The following is a 14,919-nucleotide window of genomic DNA, read 5'->3' on the forward strand; positions in this document are numbered from 1 at the left end:
CGGAACTCGACCCTCCGGTCCCTGAGCGAGCCGAAGGCGAGACGAAGGGCGCCGCGCACACCCCCGGAATCCGCTGCCGGATCTTGTGACCTGGTTGTGATCTTTTCCCGATCCGATCAGGCCCTTTCCGGCCCGGGAATGTCGGTGGCCCCGAGTTGAATAGGGGGTATGACGAACACGGTCGGCGCGGTTCCGGATCCCGGGGTGGACCCGGTGAATCCGGTCGCTGTGCTGGCCATGGTGACATCCGGGGTGGCGGCGACGGAAGCGTCGATCATCCGGTTGCAGGCGGTGCGGGACGCGCACCTCGCCGTCGCCCAACGCCTCGCCGAACACCTCGCCACCGCGTCCGGGGCTTCATCCACGCAGGGTGAAGCGGTGGACCTGGCCGCACGCAGCGTCGCGGCAGAACTGGCCGCGGTGCTGCACATGTCCGACCGGGTGGTGCAAGGCCGGATGGCACGGGCGGCGGAGTTGATGACCCGGTACCCGACCACCATGCAGGCATTCAGCGACGCGCGGATCAACACCGCCCACGTCCGCCTGATCCAAGACACCGCGGCGCGCCTCGACGACGAGGTGCGGGCCGAGTTCGAACACGCCGCGGTCGCCGCGTGCGAGGGTGAGACGCCGCATCGGGCGAAGCGGATCGTGGAACGCATCGCGGAACGGTTGGCCCCACGGTCGTTGACGGAGCGGCACCGCACCGCGCAGGAGAAGCGGACCGTGTGGCGGGAAGAACTCCCCGACGGGCAGAAACAGCTCGGGCTCATCCACTCCGCGGCGGTGATCGACGGGATCTTCGACCGACTCACCCAACAAGCCCACCTGGTGAAGACCGCGAACGCGAAGGCCATGAAAGAAGCGGCCTCGGGAATCGCCCCGGATGCAGACGGCATCGGCGACCCTGCCGATGACCGCACCCTCGAGCAGCTCCGGGCCGACCTCTGCGCCGACACCCTCCTCACCGGCACCCCGTCCGGACACGACACCGCAGCCGGCCTGCTGTCCGCGGTCCAGGCGCGGGTGGAAGTCACCGTCCCGGCGTTCACGGCCATGGCACCCGACACCGGAACTAACCCCGGCACGGCATTCGGTGTCCGCGCGGAACAGCCGGCCGAGCTCGCCGGCGGGCAGCCCATCGACACCGACACCGCCCGGATCCTCGCCGGCGGCGCCACCGCATGGGAACGGGTACTCACCCACCCGGTCACCGCGGCGATCCTCGCCGTCGACCACTACCGCCCCAACGCCGACCTCCGCCGGCTCCTCCACGCAAGAGACTCACGATGCCGATTCCTCACCTGCGGACTCCCACCCCGAACCCAAGACCTCGACCACACAGTGGACGCCGCCCACGGCGGCCCCACCGAAGAAGGAAACCTCGGCGGGCTCTGCCGACGCCACCACGTCCTGAAACACCACACCGCGTGGAAAGTGAAACAACTCGGCGCCGGGATCCTGGAATGGACCAGCCCCACCGGATCCAGCTACATCGACAAACCACCCCCACCCGTCACCTTCACCATCCACGAACCAGACCCGCCACCCCACGACGAATCGGCACCGTTCTGACCGCGGATCAGACCGCGGAATCGGAGCGCGATCTCGACGGATCCGTGCACCGCGATCCGCTTCGGATCCTCAGGCGTACCGGCGCCCGCCCCAGGAGAGCCAGCCGTCCTGGTGCTGGCCCGAGGGGTCGTGGTGCGTCCAGTGCACCGTGCCGCCCCTGTCGCTCCACTCGTAGTCGCCGAGGAAGTCCACGCGGTCCCCGACCGCCAGGCCGTCGAGACGCGGAGCGAGATCGATGTTGTGCGCGATGAGGATCGACACGCCGCCGGGCGTTCTGAGGATGAACTTCTGGTGCCGCGACCCGTCATCGTCGTCGGGGAGGATCCGCGTGACGACACCGGTCCCCTGCACCTCCACGCCGCTGCGGTGCTTCTCGAACAGCGCGCGGACCGGGTCGGCGGCATCGGAAGCGGTGGCCTTCACCTCCGCAGCGCTGGGCGAGGCCACGGCCGCCGGCGTCGGCGCGACGGCCGTGCCTGCGGGCGCACCGGCGATCCAGCCCTGACCGCCCGCGAGCACCCCGAGCGCGATGAGCGCGATCACCACGACGACCGTCGCCCACTTCGTCCTCCGCGTCACGGCGCCCAGCCTAGATCACCGGAGTCGGCCCGCCCGTCACATGCCGGCGTGCTCGAACGCGGTCGTGGGCAGGTCGACGATGTGGGCGCCGCCGTCGACGACCAGCACGGATCCGGTCATGTACGACGACTCGTTCGAGCCGAGGAAGCGCACCACCGACGCGATCTCCGTGGGCTGGGCGGGACGGTGCAGCGGCACGTCCGCCGTGACCGTGGCGTACGCCTCCTCGCGCGAGGTCAGCCCCGCGTGCGCCGCGAACTCGTCCATCTCCTCGTCGGCCATGGGCGTCTGCACCCATCCCGGGCACACCGCGTTCACGCGCACGCCGTGCTTGCCGTAGTCGCGCGCCAGGGTGCGCGTGAGTCCGATGAGCGCATGCTTGCCCACGGTGTAGCCGGCGACGGACGGGCCCGCGAAGAGCCCGGCCAGCGAGGAGATCACCACGATCTGGCCCTTCGCCTCGATGAGGGCCGGCAGCGTCTCACGCGCCATCACGAACGCCGTGGTGAGGTTGGCGCGGATCGCGCTCTCCCACCCGGCGTCGTCGGTCTCCCCCACTGGGGCGAAGCCGTGCCCGCCCGCGTTGGCGACGAGCACGTCGATCCGCCCGAACGTCGACAGCACCTCGGCGACGGCCCGCTTCGCATCCTCCGTCGAGGCGGCGTCGGCGACGACCGGGTGGGCGCCCACCGCGCGCTCGACCTCGCGCAGCGGCGCCTCGCGTCGGCCGACGACCACCACGTGCGCGCCCTCGGCGGCGTAGCGTGCGGCGATCGCGGCGCCGATGCCGGTGCCTCCGCCGGTGATGACGACGACGCGTCCGGTGGATCCGTTGCTGGTCATGGGGTCTCCTTGGGGATCGTGCAGGGTGTGGGGCGGTCCCTTCGGCAGGCTCAGGGACCGGAGAATCAGGCCGGGAATCCCGATCGCGCCGAGTAGCCGAAGTCGCTGAGGATCCCGGATCCGTTGATCGCCCTGGCGCGCGGCGAGGCGAGATAGACGACGTGGGCCGCGACCTCTTCGGCCGTCTGCACCGGGAATTCCGGCGCGGCGAACGCGGCATCACCGAGGTCCCCGCGGCTCATGGGCGTGTCGACGACGGACGGCGACACCGTGGTGACGCGCACATCGTCGCCGGCGAGATCCACGCTGAGCGCGCGGCCGAACTGCACGAGCGCGGCCTTCGAGGCGCAGTACGGCGCCATGCCCGGCGACGCGACGACCGCGGAGTCGCTGGCGACGAGCACGACCGAGGCGGCCGGGGCGTCGCGCAGCGCCGGAAGAGCGGCCCGCAGCACGAGGAACGCGCTGGTCACGTTCACGGCGAACACCGCCTGCCACTCGGCGAGGGACGTCGCCTCGATCCCGGATCCGACCGGACCGGAGATCCCCGCGCAGCAGATGACGGTGTGCAGCGCGCCCAGCTCCGCGACGGCGTGCGCGACCGCGTCGGCGACCGCGTCCTCGTGCGTGACGTCCGCGACGAGCGGAAGAGACCCGGCGCACAGCGCAGCCGTGGCTCGGAGCGCCTCGGCGTCGCGATCCAGCAGCGCGACGCGCACGCCCTCGGCGGTGAGGGCCTGTGCGACGGCACGGCCGATGCCGCCCCCGGCGCCGGTGATCAGGGCGGTCCTGCCCGACAGCCGCAGCTCCATCGCCGCTCCCTCCGTGAGACCGGGCGGCCGGATGGACCGTCCCTGCTCCGTCATCCTGCTCCGCCGTTCCTGCGGCGTGCGAGGAGCGCGACGGGCTGTGCACCGTGGCACCATCGTCCTTCGCTCACGGGCAAGCCGTCCCGTTCGCGAACGGGCAGACTCGGCAGAGTCCGACATCGCCCGTCTTCCACACGCCCCCCTGCGTCCGCATCGCGAAGCCACCCCCGGAAGAACGCGCCGTCATCGAGCGAAGGAGCCGACGTGACCGCACTGCCCGACCAACAGACTCACACCGCGCTGCGGCAAGGCGCCCTGGGCGTCGCCGGCATCGTCTTCCTGGTGCTCGCCGCCGTGGCACCGCTGACCGGCATCGTCGTGGTCGCATCGCTCGCGATCGCCCTCGGCAACGGCGGCGGCGCGCCGATGTCCTTCTTCCTCGTCGCCGTGATCCTGCTGCTTTTCGCCGTCGGCTATGCGCAGATGTCCAAGCAGCTCGTCAACGCCGGTGGCTTCTACGCGTTCGTCGTGCGCGGCCTCGGTCGCACCGGCGGCCTCGTCGCGGGTCTCATCGCGACGCTGGGCTACAACTTCTTCGTCGTGGGCACGATCGGCACCAGCGGCTTCTTCATGCAGACGATCATCAAGGACCTCACCGGCTTCGACCTGAGCTGGATCGTCTGGGGCCTCCTCTCGATCGCGGTCTGCTTCGTGCTCGCCCGGATCGGCGTGGACTTCTCCTCGAAGGTGCTCGGCGTCTGCCTGGTGCTGGAGACCACGATGCTCGTGGTGTTCGACATCTCGGTGCTCGTGCAGAAGGGCTACGACTTCGCCGCCTTCAGCCCCGAGTGGGTGTTCTCCGGGTCCCTCCCGATCGGCATGCTGCTCGCAGCGACCGGCTTCCTCGGTTTCGAGGCCACGGCCCTGTTCGGAGAGGAGGCGAAGGATCCGCTGCGCACGGTCCCGCGCGCCACCTACACGGCGATCATCGCGATCGCCGTCATCCTCGGAGTCACCGCCTGGGCCGTCGTCAGCGCGATCGGCGTGCCCGACGCGCAGAAGGTCGGGCTCGACCACCTCGCGAACGGCGACCTGATCTTCTCCCTCGCGCAGCGCTACCTGGGCGGGCCGCTGACCACGGTCATGATGATCCTGCTGCTGGTCAGTCTGTTCGCGGCCATGCTCGCCTTCCACAACTCCGCCAGCCGCTACCTGTACGCCCTCGGCCGCGCCCGGGTGCTGCCGAGCGTGCTCGCCCGCACCCGGGAGAGCGGATCCCCCGCGGTCGCCGGCATCGTGCAGGCCGGCTTCGCCGCGATCGTCGCGCTGATCTTCTTCTTCGCGGGAGCGGATCCGATCCTCACCGTCGTGCCGGCGATGCTCGGCTTCGGCACCCTCAGCGTGCTCATCCTGCAGGGCCTGGCGGCTCTGTCGATCGTCGTCGCGTTCCGGCGGCAGCGGGACGGCCGCTGGTGGAGCACGTTCGTCGCACCCGGCCTCGGCTTCCTCGGCATCACGGCGATCTCGATCCTGGCGATCGTGAACTTCGACATCGTCGCCGGATCCGACGCCCTCGCCATCCGGCTGATGCCGCTGCTGCTGGTGCTCGCCCTGATCGGCGGCATCGGCTACGCGGCCTATCTCAAGCGCGCCAAGTCCGCGGTCTACGACGGACTCGCCACCGATCTGGAGCGGATCAGCGCCGGCTGATCCAGGCCCCCTGAACGACGACCGGCTCTCGCGCGGGAGCGAAGGGCCGGTTCCGAGACCAACCACCCCATCAAGGAGCATCATGACGACCATGAACCCCGCCGACACCTCGACGTGGCTGCCGCTGGACGGCCTGGCCCCCGGCTTCGACGCGAACAAGGAGCCGCACACCACCGCGCTCTCCGGGCGCGAGATCAACCTCACCGCACCGAACGGCACCCGCATCGCGCACGTGTTCGGGGACGATGAGGTGACCTGGACGTACACGCCCGGTGAAGGCGATGAGACCGCGCCCGCCAGCGACACCGATGCGTACGAGGCGATCGAGGTCGACGACGACCTGTTCTACGTGCAGTTCCACCACCGCTACCTGCCCAACGAGGCGGTGTCCCTCGTGATCGACCTGGCCGCCGGCCGCGTGCTCGCGGTCATCAGCGAGATCCTGCCGGCGCCCGAGCAGGGCCGCACCCGGGTGCAGCATCGCTTCGGCACCGCGACGATCGACGGCATCGAGGCCACGGGCGTCGAGCCGCACCCGACCACCGCGCTCATCGGCCGCCGCGTCGAATGGGTGTACAGCCCGGTGCACGCGTACGAGCACGTCTACCTCTCCGAGCGCTGGTACACGTGGCAGTGCCTCGCCGGCCCCGAGCGCGGTCTCGCCGACACCGACGAGAACAGCGTGTGGGAGATCCGCCCCGGCATCTACCTGTTCGCGTGGCGCGAGAAGGTCATCCCGTGCGCGTCGATCACGGTCGCCGACCACCGCGACATCGACAAGATCCGCTCGCACGGTGTGCTGTTCGGCCTCGACGAGACCGGTGAGATCCCGACGCACTTCACGTTCGGCGCCTGGGGTCGCCTCATCTCCGTGACGCACCACACGCCCGAGCTCGAGCCCGCGAGCTTCGGAGCCGGGGCCTGACATGACCGCCGTCCCCGCTGAGCTCATCGTCGTCGCCGACGTCATCCGCACGCTCGACCCCGCGCAGCCCCTGGCGAAGGCGTTCGCCGTGCGTGACGGCCGCATCGTCGCGATCGGCGCACGCGCCGAGGTCGACGCGCTGCGCGGTCCGGACACGCGTGTGCTCGAGCTCGGCGGGGCCGCCGTCTACCCCGGGTTCGTGGACGTGCACAACCACCACGCCCTGGCCGGGCGGACCGATCTGTTCGAGCTGTCGCTGCCGACCTCGCTCACTCTGGAGGAGATCCTCGACCGGGTGCGCGCGCACGCCGAGGCCCTGCCTGAGGACGCCTGGATCACAGGCGGCGCGATCGCGAGCACGATGCTGCACACGCTCGCGAACACCGCCTCCCGGCTGCGCCTCGACGAGGCGTCCGGCGGCCGGCCGGTGATGCTCATGGAGGACTCGCGCCACAACCGCTGGGCGAATACGCGCGCCCTCGAGCTCGCCGGGATCGGCGTCGGCTCGCTCCCCTCCGGCGGCGTCACGATCCTGGATCCGGAGGACGGCACGCCCACCGGGGTGCTGCTCGAGGCCGCCGGGATCCCGGTGCAGGAGGCGTACGACCGCTCAGGCGGCCTCACCGCCGCGCAGCACCGCGCCGCCTCCGCCCGCGGCGTGCAGCTGGCGAACTCCTACGGCATCACCGCGTTCCAGGATGCGGGGGTCTCCACCGACATCCTGGGCGCGCTCGCCGCGCTCGACCGCGACGGCGAGCTCCACGCCTGGGTGGTCTCCTCCCTGCTCGTCAACGACGAGATCTTCGGCTTCGACCCCATCGGATCCCCGCTGATCGAGCGCGGCGACGAGTTCCGCACCGCGCACCACCGGCCCGACTTCGTGAAGATCTTCCTCGACGGCGTGCCTCCGGCCCGCACCGCGTCGTTCCTCGAGCCGTACGTGCCCGACGCCGCGCACGGTGCGCACTTCCACGGCGAGACGACCATGACCTTCGACGAGCTGCACGGCTGGATGAGCGCCGTCGCCGCCCGCGGCCTCGGCGCCAAGGTGCACTGCACCGGCGACGGATCCGCCCGGCTCGTGCTCGACGTCGCCGAGAAGCTCCGTGCCGAGGGCGTCACCACCCCGATCCAGATCGCGCACGGGCAGTTCCTCGCCGACGAGGACATCCCGCGCCTGGCCGAGCTCGGCGTGGTCGCCGACATCTCCCCGTTCATCTGGTTCCCGGGTGTGATCCCGACCATGCTGGCCGAGGTGCTCGGCGAGCGCGCCGAGCACTCGCAGCCGAACCGCTCCCTGATCGACGCCGGTGCACTCGTCGCCGGTGGATCCGACTGGCCGGTGAGCGAGTCGCCGAACCCGCTCGAGGGCATCCAGGGGCTCGTCACCCGCGCCGATCCGCTGCGCCGCGCGCCCGGCATGCTGTGGCCGGAGCAGGCGATCACGGCCGAGGAGGCGCTGCAGGTCTTCACGCGCAACTCTGCCGTCGCGATGGGGCTCGGATCCGAGACCGGCTCCCTGGAGATCGGCAAGTCGGCCGACTTCGTGGTCCTCGACCGCGATGCGATCGCGGGACCTGCGGACGCGATCATCGACGCGCGGGTGCTCTCGACCTGGTTCGCCGGACGCGAGGTGCACACCGCGGAGTGACGTTCTGCGGCAGCGTCGTGCGGCGGGTCGCGTCAGCGCAGCGGCGTCTCCCGCGCGCGCAGGCGCCAGAGCAGCCACGCGGCGCCGACCGGGATCGTGAAGAACGCGAGCAGGATCGCCGTATGCCAGAGCGCGTTCCCCGAGGGGAGGAGCGGGTTCGACGCACCCGGTCCCGCGCCTGGTTCCGGACCCTGCCACAGCATGCCGAGGAACGAGATCAGCGCGATGAGGAGACAGACCGGCACCGGCAGGAGGATCGCCACCGCCTTCTCCCAGCGACGCCAGAACCGGCTCGACGTCACGAGAGCCACGCCCACGACCCACCCGCCGATCGGCACCAGGAATGTGCCGACTCCGAGCACGATCGCGCCGGCGACGGCGAACCACTTGGTGTCCACCATGGGCGGCTTGATCAGCGGAATCGGCGGTGCGCTCGGCGCCACCATGAGCACAGGGGCGGATGACGACGGGTCCGTCTCGTCGCGTGCCGCCGCGGCGACCAGCTCGGGATCCCCGAGCCGCGCGATGCGCTCGCGGACCCCGTCGACGTCGAGCCCGTCGAGCTCCTCAATGATGCCCGTGCGCAAGTCGTTCGCGATCCGCCACGGCAGATCCGCGATGGCGGCGTCGAGCCGCGCCAGATAGTCGTCGCGCAGTCGCTGCGCTTCGAGATCGATCATGCTTCCCCCTCTGCGGTCAGGGCGGCGACGCTGCGCGCGAACGGCGCCCACGACGCGCGGAACCGTTCGAGCTGCGTCTGTCCGCTCGCGGTCAGCTCGTAATAGCGACGAACGGGCCCCGATGCCGACGGCTGTTCGAACGTGTGCACCCAGCCGCTCTGGCGCAGCCGCGACAGCAACGGATAAAGGGTGCCGATGCTCGCGATCAGTCCCTCGGCCGACAGACGTTCGGCGAGCTCCCACCCGTACATCGGCCCGCGCGCGAGGAGGCCGAGCACGCAGTACTCGACGACTCCCTTGCGCATCTGCGCCCCGACGTCCGGTGTCATGCCTGACAAGCTATCTTGCATCGCAAGAGGGAGCAAGAAGACGCACGGCAACGGGATCCGAGTGATGACACGCTCGGACGCGCGTGGAAGCGCCGGTCCTAGACTGGATCCGGCGCGCCGGCGCCACGGGAAGGGTGCGGGATGCCGATCACGGGGACGGTGCTGGAGACCGCGGCGCGGCATCCGGATCGGCCCGCCATCATCGGAGACGACGGCGCCCTCAGCTACGCCGAGCTCGTCGAGGACTCGCGCCGCGTGTTCGCCGTCGTCGACGCCGCGCATCGCGCGCAGACCGCTCCCCCGGCGCCCGCCCCGGAGACCGCCGGCATCCCGATCACCGCGGTCAGCGTCGGGAGCGCGTTCCACGCCGCCCGGATCGTCGCCGGCCTCGCCGGGTACCGCGCGGTGTCCGCCACGATCGATCCGCAGTGGCCGCTCGCCCACCGAGTCCATGTCGCGGTCGCCGCCGGGATCGGCCTCGTGATCAGCGACGACGCCGCGCTCGCCGACGCGCTCGCCGCGGCGGGCTGGACCGGCACCGTCCTGACGCTCGACGAGTTCCGCGCCCGTGAAGCCGCAGCCGAGCCCGCGGATCCGCCCGCGGTGCGCGACGACGACGAGGCGTTCCTGCTGCTCTTCTCCTCGGGCACCACCAGCGACCCGAAGGCGTTCCTCAAGACCCGCCGGCAGTACCGCGCGAACGTCGCGGTCTCCCGCGCGCACCTCGAGCCGCTCCCCGGAGTCGACACCCTCGCGCCGGGCCCGCTGTCGTACAGCCTCACCCTGTACGCCCTCATCGAGTGCCTCGCCACCGGCGGCGGCGCGCACCTCGCCGACGTCTTCGACCCGGGCCGGCTGGCGCGGCGCGTCGCCGCCGAGGGCATCACCCGCATCGTCGCCGTGCCCGCCGTGGTGCAGGTGCTCATCGACGCGGCCCGGCGGGATCCGGACTCCTTCGCGCGCCTGGATCTCGTGGTCACCGGCGGCGCCAACCTGCCCGCCGCACTGCGCGACGGGCTCGCCGCGGTGCTGCCGCAGGTGCGACTGATCAGCTATTACGGCGCCGCGGAGATCGGGTTCATCGGCGACAGCCGCGGCGGTGACGGCACGCTCCTCGACGTCTACGACGGGATCGGCGCCGAGATCCGCGACGACGCCGGCCGCCGCGTCGCCGACGGCGAGCTCGGCACGCTCTGGATCCTCGCGGCGGCGTGCTCGGACGGCTACCTGGCCGCGACGACCGACGCCGTGCTGCGAGCTCCCGACGGCTGGGCCACGGTGCACGACGTGGGGCGGATGGTCGGCGGGCGACTGCAGCTGGCCGGACGCGCCGGCGACATCGTCGCGACCGGCGGCCACAAGGTCTCGCTGCCCGAGGTCGAGCGCGCCTTCGACGGGATGCCCGGGGTGGGCGCCGTCTGCGCGGTGGCACTGCCGGATCCGCGCCTCGGCAGCGTGGTGGCGCTCGTCCTCGAAGGCGCGAGCGCTGAGCCCGTCGAAGCGACCGGACCGGGTCGGGCCCTTCGACAAGCTCAGGGACCGAGTCCCGCCAAGGCAGAGCTGCAGGCGTGGGCGCGCGCCCGGCTCGCTCCGCAGTTCGTGCCGCGGCGGTGGTACCTGCTCGACCGGCTGCCGCGCACCGCGGGCGGCAAGATCCGGCGACCGGCGACGGCCGAACTCATCGCGCGCGGCGAGGGGATCCGGCTGTGACCGGCGGATCCGCATTCACGTCGCGACCCGGCGCGGGCCGCCGCGTCGTCGTGACCGGACTCGGCGCGGTCACCCCGAGCGGGCTCGACGTCGCCGCACTCTGGGATGCCGTCACGACAGGGCGCAGCGCCGTCACCACGCTGGACGGTCCGGAGTTCGCCGGCCTGGCGGTACGGATCGGCGGACGCGTCCGCGGCTTCGACGCCACGGGTCTCGTCGACCCGCCGCTCGTCCGCCGCCTCAGCCCTTCGCAGCTCTGGGCCGTCGCCGCCGCCGATCAGGCCCTCGCGCACGCCGGGGTCGACCCGGCGCAGGTCCGCGACGGCGCCGGGCTGCCCTGGGACGCGGCCCGCACCGCGATCCTCACCGCGACCGGATCCGGACCGATCGACCAGATGCAGGCCGCAACCCGTGCGCTCGACGCACGCGGACCCCGCGCCGTGCCGCTGAGCCTCGTCGTGCACGGCGCCCCCGACGCAGCGGCCGCGCTGCTCAGCGAGCGCTACGGGGCGCGCGGCACCGCGCACGGTGTGACCGCGACCTGCGCATCCAGCGCGATCGCACTCGGCGAGGCGCTGCGCCGCATCCGGCACGGGTACGCCGATGCGGTGCTCGTGGTGGGCGTGGAGGACTGCCTGAACCCGGTCAACCTCGCCTCGAACGCCAACCTGCGCGCCCTCGCGAGCGGGTACGAGGCTGATCCGACCGCCGCGAGCCGGCCCTTCGACCGCGGGCGCCGCGGCTTCGTCATGGCGCAGGGCGCCGCCGCCCTGCTGCTCGAGGCCGAGAACGCCGCCCGGGAGCGCGGCGCCGAGACCCTCGCCGTGCTGGCCGGATTCGGCGAATCCAGCGACGCGCACCACCCGACCGCGCCGCATCCGGCAGGCCGTGGCGCCGCAGAGGCGGTCGCGGCCGCCCTGGCCGATGCGGGGCTGGATCCCGACGATCCCGACGCGATCGACCACATCAATGCGCACGGCACCGGCACACCGGCGGGCGACGCCGCCGAGCTCGCCGCCTACACCGCCGTGTTCGGAGATCGTGCCCGGCGCATCCCGATCACCGCGACGAAGTCCAGCACCGGACACCTGCTGGGCGCCTCGGGCGCGGTCGAGGCGGTCCTCGCGGTCCGCGCCCTGCGGACCGGCGTCCTCCCGCCGACGATCAACCTCGACGATCCCGAGTTCGGCGACTGGGACATCGTCCGCGGCGCAGCGCGGGACGTCGGCCCGATCCGCCGTGTGCTCTCGCCGTCGTTCGGCTTCGGCGGCCACAACGGCGCCCTCATCTTCGCACGCACCCTGGAGGCACGATGACCGACCGTCTCACCCGCCACGCCGAACTCGCCGAGCGCTACCTCCCGGACGAGCTCCTGGAGCGGTTCCGCGAACGCGCCGCCGTGTACGACCGCGAGAACCGCTTCTTCGACGAGGACCTGAAAGAGCTCGCCGACCGCGGCTACCTGCTGCTGTTCGTGCCGGAGCGGCACGGCGGCCCAGGGCTGAGCCTGGACGAGGTCTCGCATCTGCAGCAGCGCCTCGCGACCGCGGCGCCTGCCACCGCGCTCGCGGTGAACATGCACCTGATGTGCACGGGCGTCGCGAAGGCCCTGGCCGATCGCGACGACCACTCGCTCGACCACGTGTTCGCCGAGGCCATGGCCGGCGAGATCTTCGCGTTCGGCATCAGCGAGCCCTCGAACGACTGGGTGATGCAGGACTCGACCACGACCGCGACCCCGCAGCCGGACGGCGGCTACCTGCTCACCGGGGTCAAGATCTTCACCTCCCTCTCCCCCGTCTGGACGCGCCTGATCACGCACGGCCGCGACGACACGGATCCGGAGAACCCGATGCTGGTCTACGGGTTCGTGGCGAGGGACGCCGACGGCATCACCGTCTCCGACCAGTGGGATGTGATGGGGATGCGCGCATCGCAGAGCCGCGCCACGATCCTCGCCGACGTGCGGATGGCGCCCGAGCGGGTGAACCGCCGGATCCCGGTCGGGCGTGTGCCGGATCTGCTCACGTTCGCGATCACCAGCAACTTCCAGCTGCTCATCGGATCCGTCTACGCCGGAGTCGCCCGCCGCGCGCTCGAGCTCGGCGCCGCCGGTCTGAAGAAGCGCCGCTCGGCCAAGTCCGGCACGTCCTACGCCGAGGTGCCCGAGTCGCGCACCCGCCTCGCCGACGCCCACCTCGAGTACCTGGCGGTGCCGGCACAGCTGGAGGCGTACTGCCGCGACTTCGACGAGCTCGCCGACCACGGCGCCCGCTGGCCGCTGCTGCTCGTGAGCGCCCGACTGAACGCGTCGACGGCCGCGCGCCGTGCCGCCGAGACGGCGCTCATGTGCACCGGCGGCGCCGGCTTCGACAACGGACATGAGCTGAGCCGGCTCTACCGCGACGCGACGGCGGGGCTGTTCCACCCGCCGAGCGCCGACGCCGCGCGCCCGATGTACGCCGCGGCACTCCTCGACGACTGACGCCCCGCCCGCTGCTCCCGCCGAGCCCGGCTTCCACCGAGGCCCCCTCGCAGCGTCCGGGCCCCCTCGCAGCGACGTGATTGCGAGGGGGCCCGGATGTTCAGCGGGGGCGTCGAGGGTTCACGCGGCGTCCGTGCTCGACGCGGCAGCGGCCGCGGGCCGGCGCACGCAGAGTGCGAGCGCGACCACCGCGAACGACAGCACGGCTCCGGCGAGGAACGCCAGGTGCGATCCGTTCGCCGCGGCGGCGGGCGAGGGCAGCTCGGGGTTCGATCCGGTCGCCGCCACCCCGGTGGCGTAGAGGGCGATGAAGATCGCGGTGCCGGCGGCGCCCGCCACCTGCTGCAGGGTGGCGATCGTCGCGCTGCCGTGGGAGTACAGCTTCGGGGCGAGGGATCCGAGCGAGGCGCTGAACGCCGGCGTGAACAGGAACGCGAGCGACAGCATCAGCACGATGTGCGCGCCCAGGAGCACGACCCAGGAGGAGTGCTCGCCGAGGCCGAGCGCGAGGGTCCACAGCGAGGCGGCGAGACCGAGCGACCCGGGGATGACGAGCGGGCGCGGTCCGAAGCGGTCGTACAGGCGCCCGACCGTGGGGCCGGCGAGTCCCATCAGCAGCCCGCCGGGGAGCAGGATCGCGCCCACCCAGAGCGGGTCGAGCCCGAGCGTGTAGCGCGCGAACTGCGGCAGCACGATGAAGGCGCCGAACAGCGACACCATCCCCGCGGTCATCATGGCGACTGCGATCGCGAAGTCGCGCGAGAGGAACGTGCGCAGGTCGAGCAGCGCCGCGTCGGTGCGCTGTAGCACGAGCTGCCGCCACCCGAACAGACCGAGGGTCGCGAGGCCGACCACGACCGGGATCCACGGCTGCACGGACGCCTGCCCGACGGCCGCCGCGCCGATCTGGCTCAGGCCGAACACCAGCGCCGAGAACGCGACCGCGGCGAGCACGACCGAGAGCACGTCCAGCGGCACCGGCCGGGTCTCGGAGACATTGGGCACCCGGCGGATCCCAATCGCGAGCATCGTGAGCGCGATGGGCAGCATCACCCAGAACAGCCCCTGCCACGGCAGCACCTGGATCAGGGCGCCCGAGACGATCGGCCCCACGGCGGGAGCCACGGACATCACGATCGACACGCGCCCCATCACCCGGCCGCGCTCCGCGGCAGGGACCACCGTCATCACGGTCGTCATCATGAGCGGCATCATCACGGCCGTGCCCACGGCCTGGATGACGCGGCCGGCGACGAGGATCTCGAACACCGGGGACAGCGCGGCGACGACCGTTCCCACGACGAAGCTCGACATGGCGACGGTGAACACCGCGCGGGTGCGCAGCCGCTGCATCAGCCAGCCCGTCGTCGGGATGACCACGGCCATGGTCAGCGCGAACGCCGTGGTGAGCCACTGCCCGCGCGTCGCGTCGATGTGCAGGGACTCCTGGATGCGCGGCAGGGCGACGGCCATCATCGTCTCGTTCAGGAACACGACGAAGACGGCGGCGAGGAGCAGCCGCAGCGCGGTGCGGTTGCGCGCCTCGACGGCAGGTGCCGACGAGGCCTCGGCCTCTGCCGGTGCGATGGTGGCGGTCATGTCCTTCTCCTTCTGGTGCGATCC

At 72.0% G+C, this 14,919-nt stretch carries 13 protein-coding genes; 7 read left to right on the forward strand and 6 right to left on the reverse strand.

Annotated elements, in window-relative coordinates:
* The first annotated feature begins 168 nt into the window (after positions 1-168).
* Positions 169-1,575 carry an HNH endonuclease gene (locus AERO9AM_RS13705; RefSeq protein WP_159576643.1) on the forward strand — a complete coding sequence of 469 codons (1,407 nt, stop codon included), beginning with the start codon at positions 169-171 and terminating at the stop codon, positions 1,573-1,575.
* A gap of 69 nt (positions 1,576-1,644) precedes the next feature.
* Here the strand turns inward: AERO9AM_RS13705 and AERO9AM_RS13710 are convergent, their stop codons facing one another.
* The 3 genes from AERO9AM_RS13710 to AERO9AM_RS13720 form a co-directional block, all read right to left on the reverse strand.
* A complete protein-coding gene (locus tag AERO9AM_RS13710) occupies positions 1,645-2,154 on the reverse strand; it encodes a DUF3465 domain-containing protein (RefSeq protein WP_201298645.1) in 510 nt (169 codons plus the stop codon).
* A 36-nt stretch (positions 2,155-2,190) separates the two neighbouring features.
* A complete protein-coding gene (locus AERO9AM_RS13715; RefSeq protein ID WP_159576644.1) occupies positions 2,191-2,997 on the reverse strand; it encodes an SDR family NAD(P)-dependent oxidoreductase in 807 nt (268 codons plus the stop codon).
* A gap of 65 nt (positions 2,998-3,062) precedes the next feature.
* A complete protein-coding gene (locus AERO9AM_RS13720) occupies positions 3,063-3,863 on the reverse strand; it encodes an SDR family NAD(P)-dependent oxidoreductase (RefSeq protein WP_236602623.1) in 801 nt (266 codons plus the stop codon).
* Positions 3,864-4,070: 207 nt separating this feature from the next.
* Here AERO9AM_RS13720 and AERO9AM_RS13725 point away from each other — a divergent pair, with 207 nt between their 5' ends.
* The 3 genes from AERO9AM_RS13725 to AERO9AM_RS13735 all read left to right on the forward strand — a co-directional run bounded on the left by AERO9AM_RS13725 (position 4,071) and on the right by AERO9AM_RS13735 (position 8,092).
* Positions 4,071-5,516 carry an APC family permease gene (locus AERO9AM_RS13725; protein WP_159576645.1) on the forward strand — a complete coding sequence of 482 codons (1,446 nt, stop codon included), beginning with the start codon at positions 4,071-4,073 and terminating at the stop codon, positions 5,514-5,516.
* A gap of 82 nt (positions 5,517-5,598) precedes the next feature.
* The gene (locus tag AERO9AM_RS13730) at positions 5,599-6,441 is read left to right on the forward strand and encodes a molybdenum cofactor biosynthesis F family protein (protein ID WP_159576646.1); all 843 of its coding nucleotides are present in this window, start codon (positions 5,599-5,601) and stop codon (positions 6,439-6,441) included.
* A gap of 1 nt (position 6,442) precedes the next feature.
* On the forward strand, positions 6,443-8,092 hold the full coding sequence (locus AERO9AM_RS13735) for an amidohydrolase (protein WP_159576647.1): 1,650 nt from the start codon (positions 6,443-6,445) through the stop codon (positions 8,090-8,092).
* Between the two features lie 32 nt (positions 8,093-8,124).
* On the opposite strand, the gene AERO9AM_RS13740 is transcribed toward AERO9AM_RS13735, so the two are convergent.
* Both AERO9AM_RS13740 and AERO9AM_RS13745 read right to left on the reverse strand, forming a co-directional pair.
* Complete coding sequence (locus tag AERO9AM_RS13740; protein WP_159576648.1) at positions 8,125-8,772, reverse strand: hypothetical protein; 648 nt, start codon at positions 8,770-8,772, stop codon at positions 8,125-8,127.
* Positions 8,769-9,101, reverse strand: coding sequence for a PadR family transcriptional regulator (locus tag AERO9AM_RS13745; RefSeq protein ID WP_159576649.1), 333 nt, complete (start codon positions 9,099-9,101; stop codon positions 8,769-8,771). The genes AERO9AM_RS13740 and AERO9AM_RS13745 overlap by 4 nt, the downstream gene beginning before the upstream one ends.
* A gap of 141 nt (positions 9,102-9,242) precedes the next feature.
* On the opposite strand from AERO9AM_RS13745, the gene AERO9AM_RS13750 reads away from it, so the two are divergent.
* Genes AERO9AM_RS13750 through AERO9AM_RS13760 form a run of 3 tightly spaced genes read left to right on the forward strand, consistent with a single transcriptional unit; the run spans position 9,243 to position 13,296 of the window.
* On the forward strand, positions 9,243-10,811 hold the full coding sequence (locus tag AERO9AM_RS13750) for a class I adenylate-forming enzyme family protein (protein WP_159576650.1): 1,569 nt from the start codon (positions 9,243-9,245) through the stop codon (positions 10,809-10,811).
* On the forward strand, positions 10,808-12,127 hold the full coding sequence (locus AERO9AM_RS13755; RefSeq protein WP_159576651.1) for a beta-ketoacyl-[acyl-carrier-protein] synthase family protein: 1,320 nt from the start codon (positions 10,808-10,810) through the stop codon (positions 12,125-12,127). The genes AERO9AM_RS13750 and AERO9AM_RS13755 overlap by 4 nt, the downstream gene beginning before the upstream one ends.
* Positions 12,124-13,296 carry an acyl-CoA dehydrogenase family protein gene (locus AERO9AM_RS13760; RefSeq protein ID WP_159576652.1) on the forward strand — a complete coding sequence of 391 codons (1,173 nt, stop codon included), beginning with the start codon at positions 12,124-12,126 and terminating at the stop codon, positions 13,294-13,296. Before AERO9AM_RS13755 ends, AERO9AM_RS13760 begins: the two co-directional genes overlap by 4 nt.
* A 120-nt stretch (positions 13,297-13,416) precedes the next feature.
* Here the strand turns inward: AERO9AM_RS13760 and AERO9AM_RS13765 are convergent, their stop codons facing one another.
* The gene (locus tag AERO9AM_RS13765) at positions 13,417-14,895 is read right to left on the reverse strand and encodes a DHA2 family efflux MFS transporter permease subunit (RefSeq protein WP_159576653.1); all 1,479 of its coding nucleotides are present in this window, start codon (positions 14,893-14,895) and stop codon (positions 13,417-13,419) included.
* Between the last annotated feature and the right edge of the window lie 24 nt (positions 14,896-14,919).

The organism is Microbacterium sp. 8M, from assembly GCF_902506375.1.
Classification (GTDB): Bacteria; Actinomycetota; Actinomycetes; order Actinomycetales; family Microbacteriaceae; genus Microbacterium.

Coding starts and splice junctions, on each gene's coding strand:
- AERO9AM_RS13705 (WP_159576643.1), top strand. CDS start 169: ATGACGAACACGGTCGGCGCGGTTCCGGATCCCGGGGTGGACCCGGTG.
- AERO9AM_RS13715 (WP_159576644.1), bottom strand. CDS start 2,997: ATGACCAGCAACGGATCCACCGGACGCGTCGTCGTCATCACCGGCGGA.
- AERO9AM_RS13720 (WP_236602623.1), bottom strand. CDS start 3,863: ATGACGGAGCAGGGACGGTCCATCCGGCCGCCCGGTCTCACGGAGGGA.
- AERO9AM_RS13730 (WP_159576646.1), top strand. CDS start 5,599: ATGACGACCATGAACCCCGCCGACACCTCGACGTGGCTGCCGCTGGAC.
- AERO9AM_RS13735 (WP_159576647.1), top strand. CDS start 6,443: ATGACCGCCGTCCCCGCTGAGCTCATCGTCGTCGCCGACGTCATCCGC.
- AERO9AM_RS13740 (WP_159576648.1), bottom strand. CDS start 8,772: ATGATCGATCTCGAAGCGCAGCGACTGCGCGACGACTATCTGGCGCGG.
- AERO9AM_RS13745 (WP_159576649.1), bottom strand. CDS start 9,101: ATGACACCGGACGTCGGGGCGCAGATGCGCAAGGGAGTCGTCGAGTAC.
- AERO9AM_RS13750 (WP_159576650.1), top strand. CDS start 9,243: ATGCCGATCACGGGGACGGTGCTGGAGACCGCGGCGCGGCATCCGGAT.
- AERO9AM_RS13760 (WP_159576652.1), top strand. CDS start 12,124: ATGACCGACCGTCTCACCCGCCACGCCGAACTCGCCGAGCGCTACCTC.
- AERO9AM_RS13765 (WP_159576653.1), bottom strand. CDS start 14,895: ATGACCGCCACCATCGCACCGGCAGAGGCCGAGGCCTCGTCGGCACCT.